This window comes from Streptomyces sp. NPDC012888, assembly GCF_042900645.1.
GTDB lineage: Bacteria > Actinomycetota > Actinomycetes > Streptomycetales > Streptomycetaceae > Streptomyces.
The window spans coordinates 137,266-151,154 of sequence record NZ_JBIBBM010000014.1 but is presented as its reverse complement, the minus strand read 5'-3'; the positions used below and the strand labels follow the sequence as shown (position 1 = coordinate 151,154).

Annotated in this window: 8 protein-coding genes; 2 read left to right on the top strand and 6 right to left on the bottom strand. The window is 76.7% G+C overall.

Translation table 11 applies throughout. The annotated features are described in order from the left end of the window. Nucleotides 1-29: 29 nt before the first annotated feature. Together ACFY61_RS23875 and ACFY61_RS23870 are read right to left on the bottom strand one after the other, a co-directional pair. Nucleotides 30-374, bottom strand: a complete 345-nt coding sequence (locus tag ACFY61_RS23875; RefSeq protein ID WP_389474856.1) for a DUF1360 domain-containing protein — start codon at nucleotides 372-374, stop codon at nucleotides 30-32. Between the two features lie 254 nt (nucleotides 375-628). Next, on the bottom strand, nucleotides 629-1,069 hold the full coding sequence (locus ACFY61_RS23870) for a hypothetical protein (RefSeq protein ID WP_389474855.1): 441 nt from the start codon (nucleotides 1,067-1,069) through the stop codon (nucleotides 629-631). Between the two features lie 171 nt (nucleotides 1,070-1,240). Here ACFY61_RS23870 and ctaD point away from each other — a divergent pair, with 171 nt between their 5' ends. Beyond that, nucleotides 1,241-2,977, top strand: a complete 1,737-nt coding sequence (ctaD, locus tag ACFY61_RS23865) for a cytochrome c oxidase subunit I (RefSeq protein ID WP_389474854.1) — start codon at nucleotides 1,241-1,243, stop codon at nucleotides 2,975-2,977. A gap of 9 nt (nucleotides 2,978-2,986) precedes the next feature. Further along, a complete protein-coding gene (locus ACFY61_RS23860; RefSeq protein WP_389474853.1) occupies nucleotides 2,987-3,319 on the top strand; it encodes a hypothetical protein in 333 nt (110 codons plus the stop codon). A gap of 851 nt (nucleotides 3,320-4,170) precedes the next feature. On the opposite strand, the gene ACFY61_RS23855 is transcribed toward ACFY61_RS23860, so the two are convergent. The 4 genes from ACFY61_RS23855 to ACFY61_RS23840 form a co-directional block, all read right to left on the bottom strand. Beyond that, the gene (locus ACFY61_RS23855; RefSeq protein ID WP_389474852.1) at nucleotides 4,171-5,631 is read right to left on the bottom strand and encodes an aminotransferase class I/II-fold pyridoxal phosphate-dependent enzyme; all 1,461 of its coding nucleotides are present in this window, start codon (nucleotides 5,629-5,631) and stop codon (nucleotides 4,171-4,173) included. Nucleotides 5,632-6,291: 660 nt separating this feature from the next. Further along, entirely contained in the window at nucleotides 6,292-8,205 is a 1,914-nt protein-coding gene (locus ACFY61_RS23850) for a hypothetical protein (RefSeq protein ID WP_389474851.1), read from the bottom strand. Beyond that, nucleotides 8,202-12,575 (bottom strand): DUF5682 family protein, encoded by a 4,374-nt coding sequence (locus ACFY61_RS23845; protein WP_389474850.1) that lies wholly within the window; start codon nucleotides 12,573-12,575, stop codon nucleotides 8,202-8,204. Before ACFY61_RS23845 ends, ACFY61_RS23850 begins: the two co-directional genes overlap by 4 nt. Next, nucleotides 12,572-13,732, bottom strand: a complete 1,161-nt coding sequence (locus tag ACFY61_RS23840) for an AAA family ATPase (RefSeq protein WP_389474849.1) — start codon at nucleotides 13,730-13,732, stop codon at nucleotides 12,572-12,574. Before ACFY61_RS23840 ends, ACFY61_RS23845 begins: the two co-directional genes overlap by 4 nt. Nucleotides 13,733-13,889 lie beyond the last annotated feature (157 nt).

The window sequence follows — 13,889 nt, the reverse complement described above, 5'->3', positions numbered from 1 at the left end:
GGGGCGCCGCGGCCCTCCGGCGTCAGCGGTCAGTGGCCAGCCGTCCTCTCGCACCAGGAGGTCAGCCCCGCGTAGGCGAGCTGGGCCGCGTCCGCGCCGGCGACGACGGTGAACACGGAGGTCACCGACCGGGTCGCCCGCGGCCAGAGGGCATACGCCCCGGCGAGGGTGGACGCCACCCACACGCCGGTGCAGAAGGAGCAGGTCACCAGCGTGCCGACGGGGGCCCGGAGGCCGTCGCCGCGCGCCTCCTCGGTCACCTCGGCGGGGCCGGAGGCCTCCTCGTACCGGGTGAAGGGTGCCCGCAGCGGGCTCGTGACCGCACCTTTGCTCACCAGTCTGCTCAGCCGGAACGTCGCGACGGAGGCGAGCACGAGGCCTCCGGCCCCGGGGCGTCCGCCGGCCGGCGGCCGCGACGGCGTACGGCGACCGCCCACGCCGCGCCGTACAGGGCTGCTCCACGAGGCGGACGCGGTGCGGCCGCCGCTCGGTTCCGTCCATGGCGGACGGCCGTGGAGAGGCTGCCGCATCTGCTCGAACCTTGGTCCTCGCACCGCCCGACGCCAAGGCCGTGCCACGCGAGCGGCCGCTCCCGGCTCACCCCAGCAGCCCCGCTCCCCGCCGGCCCTCACCGGCGGACGACGGCGCGCTCCTCCTCGCCCCGGGCGCGCCGGTCCCGCCGCAGGACCAGCAGCGATATCGCCGCGAGCGCCACGAGCACGCAGCCGACGGCGATGTCGAGGACCCGGGTCCCGTTGTCCACGGCCGTGTTCTGCAGGCCGAGGAGGAACGGCGAGACGATCATCCACAGCCCTCCGAGACCTATCACGACGTCGGAGCGCACCCCGCCGCCCCGGTACAACCGTCGCCCGGCGACGTACATGAGGACGAGACCGACCAAGGCCTCGTTGACCTGGGCGTCCTTGGGGCCGTCCTGGGTGATCATGGGGAACAGCACCAGGGCGGTGGCGGCCACCAGCATGAGGAACCCCAGGATCTCGTCGTGGAGCCCCTGCCTCAGCTCGTGCGCGCGGTCCCGCGGGGCCGCCTGGTGGTGGTGGACGGACATGACACCCTCCTAGGTCACGACGCGCGACTTGCCCGTCCCGCCTACCCGGCGCGCACACGCTCACCCACCTGCCGGAACGTCGGAGTGGCGGCCCCCGACGCCGGGGGAGTACACAGGTCACGGTGGGAAACGGAGACGCCACCCACGGTCACTTCGGCGTGAGGGATCCGCATGGCAATGACATCGACCGAGCCGGTCGCCCCCGTTCCGACCCCGGGGCGCTCGCCGGGCCAAGTGATGGTGACCTGGCTGTCCACGACCGACCACAAGAAGATCGGGCACCTGTACCTGATCACCTCCTTCCTGTTCTTCCTCGCAGGAGGCGTGCTGGCGCTGGTCATCCGCGCCGAGCTGGCCCAGCCGGGAACCCAGATCATCTCCAACGAGCAGTACAACCAGGCGTTCACCCTGCACGGCACGGTGATGCTGCTCCTGTTCGCCACGCCCACGTTCGCCGGTTTCGCCAACGCGATCATGCCCTTGCAGATCGGCGCGCCCGACGTCGCGTTCCCCCGGCTGAACATGCTGTCGTACTGGTTGTTCCTGTTCGGCGGCCTGATCGCGTTCGCCGGCATCCTCACCCCGCAGGGCACCGCGGACTTCGGCTGGACCGCCTACACCCCGCTCAGCAACGTGGAACGCAGTCCCAGCATCGGCTCCGACATGTGGATCATGGGGCTGGCGCTGGGCGGCTTCGGCACCATCCTCGGCTCCGTCAACTTCGCGGCCACGATCATCTGCATGCGCGCCCCGGGCATGACGATGTTCCGGATGCCGATCTTCACCTGGAACGTCCTGCTGACCTCGGTCCTGGTGCTCTTCGCGTTCCCCGTGCTGGCCGCGGCCCTGCTGGTGCTGGAGTCGGACCGGCGGTTCGGCTCCCACGTCTTCAGCCCGGCCAACGGCGGTGCGCTGCTCTGGCAGCACCTCTTCTGGTTCTTCGGTCACCCCGAGGTCTACATCATCGCCCTGCCGTTCTTCGGCATCATCACCGAGATCCTGCCGGTGTTCTCACGGAAGCCGATCTTCGGCTACATCGGGCTGATCGGTGCGACGGTCGCGATCGCCGGGCTGTCGCTGACCGTGTGGGCCCACCACATGTTCGCCACCGGGGCGGTGCTGCTGCCGTTCTTCTCCTTCATGACCTTCCTGATCGCCGTCCCGACCGGGGTGAAGTTCTTCAACTGGATCGGCACCATGTGGAAGGGATCACTATCGTTCGAGTCACCCATGCTGTGGTCCATCGGCTTCCTGGTCACCTTCCTGTTCGGCGGGCTGACCGGCATCATCCTCGCCTCGCCACCGATGGACTTCCACGTCACCGACACCTACTTCGTCGTCGCGCACTTCCACTACGTGGTCTTCGGCACGGTCGTCTTCGCCACCTTCGCGGGCTTCTACTTCTGGTGGCCGAAGTTCACCGGCACGATGCTCGACGAACGCCTCGGCAAGATCCACTTCTGGACCCTCTTCGTCGGCTTCCACGGCACGTTCCTCGTCCAGCACTGGCTGGGCGCGGAGGGCATGCCCCGCCGGTACGCCGACTACCTGGCGGCCGACGGGTTCACCGCCCTGAACACGGTCTCCACGATCGGCTCGTTCCTGCTGGGCCTGTCGACGCTGCCGTTCTTCTACAACGTGTGGAAGACCGCCAAGGTGGCACCCCGGGTCGAGGTCGACGACCCGTGGGGCTTCGGGCGGTCCCTCGAATGGGCCACCTCCTGCCCTCCGCCCCGGCACAACTTCACCACCCTGCCCCGCATCCGCTCGGAGTCCCCGGCCTTCGACCTCCACTACCCGGAGATCGCCGCGCTGGAGTGGACGGACGACCACGGCAGGCGCGACGTCCTCGACGACGCCGGAGCGCGCAAGCTCCCCGGAACCGGCCAGGGCCCGGCTCCGCGGTAGGGGATCCCCATGGACCGGGAGGAAACCGCGGCCGGCATCGCCCGCCTGGAGGGGTACCTGATGAGCCAGGCCGCCCAGCAGGAAGCGGCGGCGGCGGGCGAGTCCTTCGCCGGTCGGCTCTCCTGGCTGGGCCCCGGCGAGCGGGAGGAGATCGCGCGCCGGTTCGCCGACCACCACCTCGCCCTCCGCAAGCAGATGCTGGGCGCGGTGGCCGAACGGGCGCAGGAACTGCGCGACGAGTACGGCCACCGCTACGCCGTACTGCGCCGCCGCACCGTCGCCGCGGCCCTGGGCGCCGTGGTCGCCGCGGGGGCCTCGGTGGGCCTCGTCGTCCTCCGCTGAACGCGCGCGGGGGCCGCGCCGCGGGGCCGGGGCCGGCCGGCCGTGGCCCCGCTGTCGCCACGCGGGCACCGATGGCCCGCGGTCCTCACGCCGTCGCCGCACGGTTCCGGTCGGCAGTGCCGGCCGGCCGGGGGCTCACGCGGGGCCCACGGGCCGGGTCGGGCGGACACCACGCGGGCGCCGCCGCCGCACGGTCGCTGAACCTTCCCCGTCAGCGGTGTCGGCGCCGGGGCCCCGCCCGTTGCTCGCGGGGCCGCGTCCGGCGGACAACACGCGGTCTCCGGGTGCGAACGCCGCGCGCTTCCCGTCGGCGGTACCGGCCGGGGCTCGTGTCCGCGGGCCGGGGCCGCTGGTCGACGCGCGGACGCCGTCGGCGCGGGGTGCTCACGCCGTCGCCGCGCGAGCCTCGCGCCGTCTCCGCCGGCGGTGCCGGCCGGGTCCGGCGGGAGCCGGACCTTCCCGGCGGCCTCCCTGCCCGGTGGGCCCCTCGGCGCGCTCCGGCGCGGCGTCTGCCGGGCCCGACCGGGCGCTCACCACACCGTGCGGGCCACGCGGCCGTCGGCGGCTGAGCGGGACCGGGTTCTGCCGGGCCGCCGGTCGGCGAGCGGCGCGGCGGTCACGCGCGGACGGGACGCCGCCCGGCAGCCGCCCCTCGCGCGGACTCCGCATGCTCGGAATTCCGCCCCTCGGGCGGGCGCCGCCCCGAGGCGGACAGGAGGGACGGCCGGCCGCGGGAGACGAGCGGCGCCCCGCGGTCTCCGGTCGGCCCCGGCATGCTGCCGGCCAGGCCCCTCCCGCGCGGCGGCGGGGGCGCTGCGACCGGACCCGGGCTGCCGCGCTCCCCCGGACGGTCATGCCGCGACGACGCGCAGGGTGCGCAGGGTCGGGTCGGCGGCGTCCGGCACCAGCATTCCGGCGGCCACACCGCTGCGCAGGTAGTCCACGGCCTCGGCCGTGACCACCTCGCCGGGGGCGAGGACGGGCACACCGGGCGGGTAGGGGCTGAGCAGCTCAGCCGCGATCCGGCCGGCGGCCCGCTCCGCGGGCACGTGCTCGGCCGGGGCGAAGAACGCGTCGCGCGGCAGCATCGCCTGCTCCGGTTCCAGCACCGAGGGGGCGGGCAGGTCCACGGGCGGCCGCGGCTCGAGGGAGTCCGCCGCCTCGACCAGGGCCCGCAGGGCCGCCAGCAGCGTCTCCTCCGTCCGGTCGTCGTCCGCGTGCGTGACGGAGGCGCTGATCCGGCAGGTGTCCGAGCCGCCGAGGTCGACGTGCCGGTGGGCGCGCAGCCATTCGGAGGCCTGCATGCCGCTGATGCCGAGCCCGCGCACGTCGATCACGATCTTCAGCGGGTCCAGGTCGGCGGCGAGGCCCGCCCGCACCACCTCGCGGTCCATCAGCCGCAGCCCGGGCATGTCCCGGACGGCCGCGCGGATGCGCCCCGCGCGCCGCAGTGCCGCTTCGAGCAGTTCGCGGCCGTGCTCGGCCATCTGGCGGCGCCAGCCGTCGAGAGTGGCGTAGACGAGGGTGGAGGCGCTGGTGGTGGCCAGCAGGTCCTCCCGCTGCTTCAGCACCTCGGGCGAGATGCGGTCGTACTGGAGGTGGAAGACCGAGCTCTGCTCGATCGCCCCGCCCATCTTGTGGACGCTGGTGACGACCAGGTCCGCCTCGTGGTCCATGCCCCAGGCCGGCAGGTCCGGATGGAACGGGAGGTGGGCGCCCCATGCCTCGTCGACGACGAGCGGGACGTCCGCCTCGTGGCAGGCACGGGCCACCCCGCGGACGTCGGCGCAGGTGCCCCAGTCGGTGGGCGTGATCAGCAGCATGCCCTTGGCGTCGGGGTGCTCCTTCAGGCCCCGGCGCACGTCGTCCGGCTCGGGCGGATGGGCGAGGTGCCGTTCGGCGTCGAACTTCGGGTGCACCCACACCGGCTCGACGCCGTTGATCACCACGGCGGAGATGACCGACTTGTGGGCGTTGCGGGACAGCAGCAGCTTCTCGCCGGGGCCGGCGACGGCCAGCATGGCCGTCTTGATCGACAGGGAACTGCCGCAGGTGGAGAAGAAGGCGCGCTCCGCGCCCACGGCGTCGGCCATCAGCTCCTGCGCGTGGTCGAGCACGCCGTGGGACTCGCGGCGGTCGTCGAGCCCGTTCAGGAGCAGGACGTCGGAGCGAAACACGTCGGCGCCGACCACGTCCACCACCCGCGGGTCGGCACCGCGGCCCTGCTTGTGGCCGGGCGGCCCGTACGCGACGTCGGCCCGCCGCCGGAACTCCTGCAGGGCCTCCAGCACCGGGGCGCGTGAGTGGTCCATCGTTCCTCCTAGACCGGGTGGGGCCGCCCCGTGCCGGGCGGCCCGCGCTCCGGCGCGTGTTGCCCGGCGGGGCCGCGGGAAACGCCCCTGGCCATCAGCCGGAGCACCGCCCGTCCGCGCCGGGCCGGTTCACGCGGAGCGCCGCCCACACCTCGCGCCTCAATCGCCGGCGAGGCTGAAGGCGCCGGGCAACAGCCCGAAGCAGAGCCGCACTTCCAGCCCGAGCTGGGGGGCCTCCCAGCGGTAGCCGGGGGACGATCGAGCGAGCCCAGCCGGAGCTCCGCCCGAACACGCGGGGCTCCGCCCCACACCCCGCGCCTCAAACGCCGGCGAGGCTGGATAGTGCGGCACCGCTTGCCCGCCGGGCGGGATGCCGCGCAGCGGCACTCCAAGCCCGAGCTGGGGGAACCTCCCAGCGGTAGCTGGGGGACGATCGAGCGAGCCCAGCCAGGACCCCGGCCGAACACGCGGGGCTCCGCCCCACACCCTCCCCCAGACTCCGTCCAGGGGGACCCCCACGCCTCGAACGACGGCGAGGCTGGAGTGGCGCGGCACCGCACGAAGCTGGGCCGCACCCTCCAAGCCCGAGCTGGGGGACGGTTCGAGCGGGCCCGGCCGGGGCTCCGCCGGGCGTGTGGCGCGCGCGGCTTCGGCCCCGGTTCACGACCACGACGCCGCCACCAGCGACCGCTCCGCCGCCGCCAAGTGCACCGCCGACGCCAGCCACGCCCTCGCGTACGCGTCCGCGGACGGGTCGGTGAGCCGGCCGAACGCGTCCCGGGGGCGGCGGTCCGCCTCCGCCGCCAGCGCCACCGCCAGGTCCGCCGCCCCGCCCAGCCCGGCCCGGCGCAGGGGGACGGCGAACGCCGCCGCGCCCTCGCCGCGCGCGGCCTCGGCCACGGCCCGCCGGCCGCCCGCCACCCCGCACTCCAGCAGCCTCCGCACCCGCCACAGCGGCGCGTCCGCCAGCGGGTCGGTAACGTCCGCCGGTGCGGCGGGCACCGGCCCGGGCGCGCCGCCGGGGAAGTTGGCGCCCTGCAGCCGGTCGTAGCCGAGGTCCGCCCGGCCGAGCCACTCCTCCGGCAGCCGCAGCGTGTGCGCCGCGCCGGGCACCGGCCCCACCGCCAGGGGCCGCAGCGTCGCCGCCCGGTCGAGGTCGGGCCGGCCCAGGACGCGCAGCACCAGCCCCGGGTGCGCCGCGATCCGGCGGAGGTTCTCGGTGTGCGGGAGCTCCGGGTGCGGGTGCGCCGGACGCAGCCGCAGCAGCGGACCGCCGTCGGCGACCCGGACCACCACGTGCTCCCCCGCCGCGCCGACCACCTCGACCGTGCAGCCCAGCAGGGGCGGGGACGGCTCCCCGTCCTCCGCCGGGCCGTCCGGGCCGTTCGCGCCGGCCAGCAGCCCGGCCACCACCTCGCCCACCGGCCGGGCGAACAACGCGGCCGCGGGTTCCGCCGCCCAGTCGGCCCCGGGCAGCGGGGTGGCCCGTACGCCCCTGCCCGCACCGAGCCTCCCGTCTGCCGACACCGTCGCGCCGACGATCCGCAGGCCGCCGCGGGCCAGCCCGGCGTGGTCCAGTACGCCTCCGCCGAGGGCCACCGACGCGGTGCCGGCGCCCCTGGCACGGGCCAGGCCGCCCGGCCGCACGTCGGACACCGAGTAGGCGGTGCCGTCCGGGCCGAGGAGGTGGGTGACCACTCCCCCGTAGCCGGAAGCCGTCAGTACCGGTTCCCGGCACAGGCCGTGCACCCGCAGACTGCCCCCGTCCCCGTACGCGCGGCGGGCCCCGCCAGCGGCGGCGGCCCCGGGGCCGGCCGAACCGGCGGCCACCAGGGCGGCCCCCGCCAGGAGTTCGCGGAACGAAGCCGTCAGGTCCGACAGCCGCTGCCCGGGGCTGCGGTCCCGGGCGGCCCGCAGGCCGCGCACGACGCGCAGCGCGGCCGCCTCGGCCCGGTTCAGCCCGGCCAGCCGTGCGGTGTGCGCCGCGCGCAGCAGCTCGGCCTGTACGACGGCCCCGCCGGCCGTGACCCCGGCGGCGAGCGCCCCCGCCGCCGCCTCCCAGAGCGCGCCCGCGGCCCGTACCTGCGCGGGGGTGGGTCCGGCCGGGGCCGGGTCGGGCGCGCTCGCCGCGGCGGGCGGTTCCGCCACCGAACCCCCCGGGCCGGCCTCCGCTGCGCCGGCCGCCGCCGAATCCGCATCGGTGGCCGCCGACCCGTCATCGGCCGCCCCCGGCTCGGCATCCGCGTCTGCCGCCGCCGGCTCCGGCTCCGCGAGCGGCGCCGCGCCCAGGACGGCCGCCCGGTGCAGGCAGCGCGGGGCCAGCAGGCAGCTGCACTCGGCCTGCGGGGCCGTGGTCACCGCCCCCGAAGGACCCGGCCGCAGGGTCACCACCGTGTCCTCGCCGAAGGCGAACGTGACGCCACCGCCGCCGGGCAGCGCGGTGCCCGGCGGGCAGTCCGCCACGGCGGCGTCCAGCTTCTTCCGCAGGCGGGCGCTGAGCTGCTCCACCGCCTCGGCCACCACTTCCGGTGCCACGGGCGGGAGTTGGGTGCGCGGGCTGCTCGGATCGGTCAACGGGGTTCTCCACGGAGACGGTCGCCCACCCAGCGGGCGAGGGCGAGCGGACTGAGGGCGGCGACCGGCATGCCGGCCGCGACGAGCTGCCGGGCCACCGGGACCGAGTAGCGGGGGCTGCCCGAGTCGTCGAGCGCGGCGCAGCCCAGCAGGTGGACGCCGGAGGAGGCCAGCGCGCGGACCTCGCCGAGCAGCCCGGCGAGCGGCGCGCCCTCCTCGAAGTCGCTGACCACCACGACCAGGGTCCGGCTGGGCACGGTGACCAGCGAACGGGCGTGCGCGAGGCCGGCCGCGATGTGCGTACCGCCCCCGACCCGGACCTCCAGCAGCAGCGACAGCGGATCCGCGACCCGGTCGGTCAGGTCGACCACCTGCGTGGAGAACGCCAGGAAGTGGGTGGACAGCGTCGGTACGCCGCCCAGCACGGCGGCGGTCAGCGCGGACCAGATGACCGACGCCTCCATCGACCCGGAGACGTCGACGACGAGGACCAGCCGCCAGTCCGCCTCCCGGCTCGCCCGGGTGCCGAACACGGGCCGTTCCGGTACGACCACCACTCGGCCGTCGCCGGTACGGCGGGTGTGCGCCAGGTTGGCGCGCAGGGTGCGGGCCAGGTCCAGCCGGCCGCCGGGGCGGTGGGTGGGGCGCGGTGTGCCCAGCCCCGACAGCGCCGGGCGCAGCCGGGTGGCGAGTTCCCGGGCCAGTTCGTCCACCAGCCGCTTCACCAGGGGCCGCAGCCGGGCCAGTTGGGCCTCCGGCAGGCCGCCGGCGAGGGACAGCACCGAGCTCAGCAGCTCCACGGACGGGCGTACGGCCGCCGGGGCGAGCTGGGTGAGCACGTCGGGCCGGCCGGCGTCGGCCGCCTCGGCGAGGACCTCCTCGCGGACGTCGGCCCCGAACAGCGCCTCCAGTTCCTGCGACCACTCGCGGGCCGTGGGGAAGGCGGGCTCCGATCCGCCGGCCTGGCCGGCTCCGCCACCGTCCAGGTCGGCGGCGCCTTCGCCGCGTCCGGTGCCGTACAGCTCGTCCAGGGCCCGGGCGTAGGGGCGGGCGCCGGCGGACAGCCGGTCCCGGTGCCGGCCGAGCAGCAGCCGCCACCGATCGGCGGCCCCGAGCCCGGACCCGCCCGCGGGGCCGGACCCGGACCCGGCCGCGGCCCCGTCCCCGGTCAGGGACCGGGTCCCGGCTCCTGTCCCGGCCCGGGGCCCGGTCATCGCCGGACCGGCACCGGGCGCGTCGCGGTCCCCGTACGCGCGGTCCTCGTCCGGGTGGTCCGCGTCCGGGCGTTGACCCTGCGGAGGGAGCGCGCTGACCGCGGCCAGGCCCGCCGCGTCGGCGGCCGCCCACAGCGCGAGCAGTTCGGGCGGCGCCTCCAGTGCCAGGTCGACCCGGTCGCCGAGCCGCTCCCCCACGGTGGTCAGCAGCCGCTCGCGGGCGGCCGGGGCCAGGGCGTCGAACCCGCCGCGCAGGGCGGGCAGCCGGTCCAGGAACTCCCGGTCCGGGAGCGCTTCCACGCGGTCCAGGAGCGGGGCGAGCGCCTCGGGGGAGGACTGGAGCAGCGGGCCGGCCGCCGTGAGCAGCCCGGCGAGCCGACGGGTCAGCGCGCGGCGGGTGTCCGGGGAGGTCGCCCCGTCGATCCAGCCGGCCGTCCGGCCGCCGAGGCCGGCCGCCGGATCCAGGTCGAGCACCACCCGTACGGCCGCCGCCGCGCCCTGCATCAACGGGCTTGCTTCGGAGGCGAGTTCGGCGAGTGCCTGGTCCAGGCGGACGCCGAGGTGGCGGACGGCGGCCCGGTCCGCCAGTGCCACCAGAGCACCGGCGTCGGCGGGGCTGTCACTGCCCGCGAGGCCGGGCAGGGACCGTACGGCCGCCTCCAGCAGCTCGCCGGAGAGGCGGCCGGCCTCCGCCCGGTCCCGTTCGGCGGTGCCGGGCAAGTGGCCCCGCCGTAGCGACTCCAACAGGTCGAGGGCCTCGAGGAGTTCGGGCAGGGCGGCGCTGCCGGGCAGCTCCCGGGCGGCTTCCCGCAGCCTCGCGCCGACCAGTTCGGGCAGGTCGCAGCGCGCGGCGGCGGCCAGCCCGGCGAGGATCCCGGCAGGGGTGGGGCCGCCTTCGGCGGCCTCGCGGCGGGCGGTCTCCCGGAGGGTGCCGGCGGCGGCCTGCGCGGCGGTGACCCCGCGGACCCCGGCCAGGTCGAGCCGGGCGGGGACGGAAGGGGTCCAGGACAGCCGCCACTTGGTGCCGAGGGCGGTGCCGTCGCCGGTGGCGGCGACGGCGAGCGGTTCGCCGTAGCCGGTACCGATGACCCGGAGCCGCTGGAGCAGCACCTCGCGGCGGCCGTCGAGGGGGGACCGGAGCGGGTCGAGGCGCACCTCGCGCGGCTCGGGGTCGGCGGGCCCGGGCAGACGCAGGGCGGCCAACTCCTCCTCGACGGAGGGGCCGAGGCCCGAGCGGGGCGCGCGCGGACCGATCCGGCCGCGGGCGGTGCCCACGCACACCGCTTCCAGGGCGCGGGCCAGGGCCCGGCCCCGGCCGAGGGGCTCCCCCTGCCCGAGCACGGTGGTGACGGCTTCGAGGAGTTCCCCGCGTCCGGGCGCGGGCAGTCCCCGGAGCGCGGCCAGGTCACAGGCGAGCCGCAGCGTCTCGGCGGCCTCCCCGGTCCCGGCGGTGTGCCCGGCGCGCCGGAGGTGTCTGCACACGGCGGTCACGGCGGTCCCGGCAGCCTCCCGCACCCGCTCGGGGTCGCCACCCGCCTCGAACACGGCCTGCTGCCACAGGGGGTCGCGGATCCCGGCGGGGTATCCGGAGCGGGAGTCGAGGAGGTCGAAGGAGTACGGCACGAACGAGGTGACGGCCGGCGCCGCGACCCCGCCCCCGTCCCCCACGGCCCCCGCCGGGCGCCCGGCGGCCCCGTCCCGGAGCCCCGCGTCCTCCGAGCCGGCCGAGGGGCCGCCCAACCCGGCGCGCCCGGCTCCGGCCCGGGACCCGGTGGTTTTGCCCGGCACGCCCGTGTCCGCGGCGGCCGTAGGGCCGCCCGCGACCCGCCCGGCCGCGGGCACCGTCGGCGCGCCCGTGTCCTCGTCCCCACCGGCACCGCTGTGTCCTCCGATCGCCGCCGCAGGACCAGCGGTCTCGCCCGGCACGGCGGTGTCCCCGGCGGGCGCGGAGGCCGCGAGGACGCGAGCGGCCCTGTCCACAGCACCCGACACCACGGCGGCCGCCGTCCCACCGGGCATACCCCCGGCCCCGGACACCCCCGGCCCGCCGGGGAGTGCGTCCCCGACATCCGCACACGACACCGGGGCCATACCGGACGCGGCGTCCGCGAGGACAGGAGCGGCCTCATCGGCAGCCCCCGACACGACGGCAGCCACCGTCGCAGCGGTCATCCGGCCGGCCTTCGACGCGCCCCGACAGTCGAGGCGTTCGCCCCCGACATCCAGGGACGACGCCCGACCCACGGCGAGCGTGGTCGGCCCGGCGACCGCGGACCCGCTGGGGGTCACGTCCACGGCGCTCGACACGGCAGCGTTCGCCGTGGCCTCCGGCGTCGGGCCGGTCGCGGACTCGCCCCGCCCGCCGGGGTGTTCGGCCCCGAGGTCCGCGGACGACGCCCGGCCCACGCCGGACCCAGCGAGGACAGGAGCGGCCGCCCCAACGCCGCCCGACACCAAGGCGGGTGCCAGGGCCGGGGCGTGGAAGGCGCCGATGACCGCGGCCACGCGGCGGCCCGACGCGGCGGCCGCGGCGATGACCTCGCGCATGCGGGCCTCGCGGGCCAGGTCGGTGGCGGAGACCTCCGCCGCGTCCGAGCGCAGCGCCCAGCCCACGCCGAGGGCCGCGCGGCGGACGGCCTCCGGCGTGCAGCCGGGTGCGAGGACCTCGACCGCGCGGTCCCAGAGGTCGTCGCCGTCCCGGCCGGTGCCGGACGCGCTGAGCGCGTCCGCGTACGAACGACCCCGCGGCGTCCCCCGCGTCCCCGGCGTCCCGGCCGCGGGTTCCGGGTGCGACCAGCCGGGATCGGTCAGCGGCAGGTCGCAGCACAGCACCTCCGCCCCGCGCTCGCGGGCCCAGCGGACCGCCGCCAGTTCCGGGGAGAAGTCGGCGAACGGGTAGAACGCCAGTTGGCCGCCCGCGCCCTCGCCGGCGAGGGCGACCGGCGCCACCGTCTCGGGGTCCGCGAGGTGCTCCAGCCACGGCTGGAAGTCGGCCGGCAGCTCCACGCAGACCACCTCCGCCCCCGCCTCGTCCAGCAGCGCGGGCACCACCGCGGCCAGCGCCGGGCTGTGGTGGCGTACGCCGAGCAGGTACGGCTCGCGCGCCGCGGCCAGCGCGTCGAGGGCCGCCCGCGGATCACCAGTGGTCACCGTCACCGCAGGCTCCCGCGCAGGTCCCACAGGCGGCGCCACATCGCCGAGCCGTCCTCCGCCCGGCGGCGCACCGGTCCGTCCCAGTAGCCCAGCAGCCGGGCGTGGTCCGCGGGGTCGTCCTTGCGGACCACGCCCAGGAGGTGACCGGGCAGCAGGTCCAGGACGTCGCCGCCCGGCAGGTAGGCGGCCGACAGCCCCAGCGAGGCGGCGACCTGCACCGCCTCGGCCGTGGACATGACCGTACCGGGACGCTCCACGTCCCAGCCCTCCGCGCTGCGGCCGGAGCGCAGGTCCCGGAATACGGTGACCAGGGCGTCCAGCACGGAGTCGTCCACCCCGAACGCGGCGCCCGCCCGCTGCACGGCCGCGACCGCCTGGCGCCGGACGAGGGTCGCCTCGGCGTCGGCGTCCGCGATCGGGTCCACCGTCTCGAAGTTGAAGCGCCGCTTCAGCGCGGCGGACATCTCGGAGACGCCGCGGTCGCGGAGGTTGGCGGTGGCGATGACGGTGAAGCCGGGGGCCGCGGCAACCACCGCGTCCTCGGAGGCGGTCAGTTCGGGGACCGTGACCCGCCGGTCGGAGAGGATGGAGACCAGGGCGTCCTGCACCTCGGGGAGGCAGCGGGTGATCTCCTCGACCCGGACCACCCGGCCGGTCCGCATCGCGGCGAGCACCGGGGAGTCGACCAGGGCCTGCGGAGTGGGGCCCTGGGCCAGGAGCAGCGCGTAGTTCCAGCCGTAACGGAAGGCGTCCTCGGTGGTGCCGGCGGTGCCCTGGACGGTCAGGGCGCTGGTGCCGGAGACGGCCGCCGCGAGCAGCTCCGACAGCATCGACTTGGCGGTGCCGGGCTCGCCGGTGAGCAGCAGGCCGCGTTCCCCGGCGAGGGTGACGACGCAGCGCTCCACCAGGGCCCGTTCGCCGACGAACTTGGGCGCTATGGCCAGCTTGGCGGGCAGGCCGGCACGCCGCTTGGGCAGGGCCAGCTCGGCGCCGTCGCTGCCGCACACGAAGGTGACGACGGCGCGGGGGGTGAGGGCCCAGCCGGGCGGTCGCGGGCCGGGGTCCTGGGCGGCGAGGAAGGCGAGTTCGGCGGCGTACCGCTCCTCTGCGGGCTGGGTCTGCCGCGCCGGTACGGCGGCGGCCTGCTGGGTCTCGGTCATGCGGGTTCCTTCGGAAGACGTTCTTCGGCTGGTGGACGGCGGACGATGAGCAGAGCGGAACAAGAACAGCGGCGGCCGGTCCCCCGGCCAGGGACCCGCCCCGTCCGGCCCCGGAGCCGGACGGACCAGACAAGGCCCGGCCGGGCAACCGGACCAG

Bases quoted from the DNA above. Each gene is read 5' to 3' on its own strand.
- ACFY61_RS23870 (WP_389474855.1), bottom strand. From the start codon at position 1,069: ATGTCCGTCCACCACCACCAGGCGGCCCCGCGGGACCGCGCGCACGAG.
- ctaD (WP_389474854.1), top strand. From the start codon at position 1,241: ATGGCAATGACATCGACCGAGCCGGTCGCCCCCGTTCCGACCCCGGGG.
- ACFY61_RS23860 (WP_389474853.1), top strand. From the start codon at position 2,987: ATGGACCGGGAGGAAACCGCGGCCGGCATCGCCCGCCTGGAGGGGTAC.
- ACFY61_RS23855 (WP_389474852.1), bottom strand. From the start codon at position 5,631: ATGGACCACTCACGCGCCCCGGTGCTGGAGGCCCTGCAGGAGTTCCGG.
- ACFY61_RS23840 (WP_389474849.1), bottom strand. From the start codon at position 13,732: ATGACCGAGACCCAGCAGGCCGCCGCCGTACCGGCGCGGCAGACCCAG.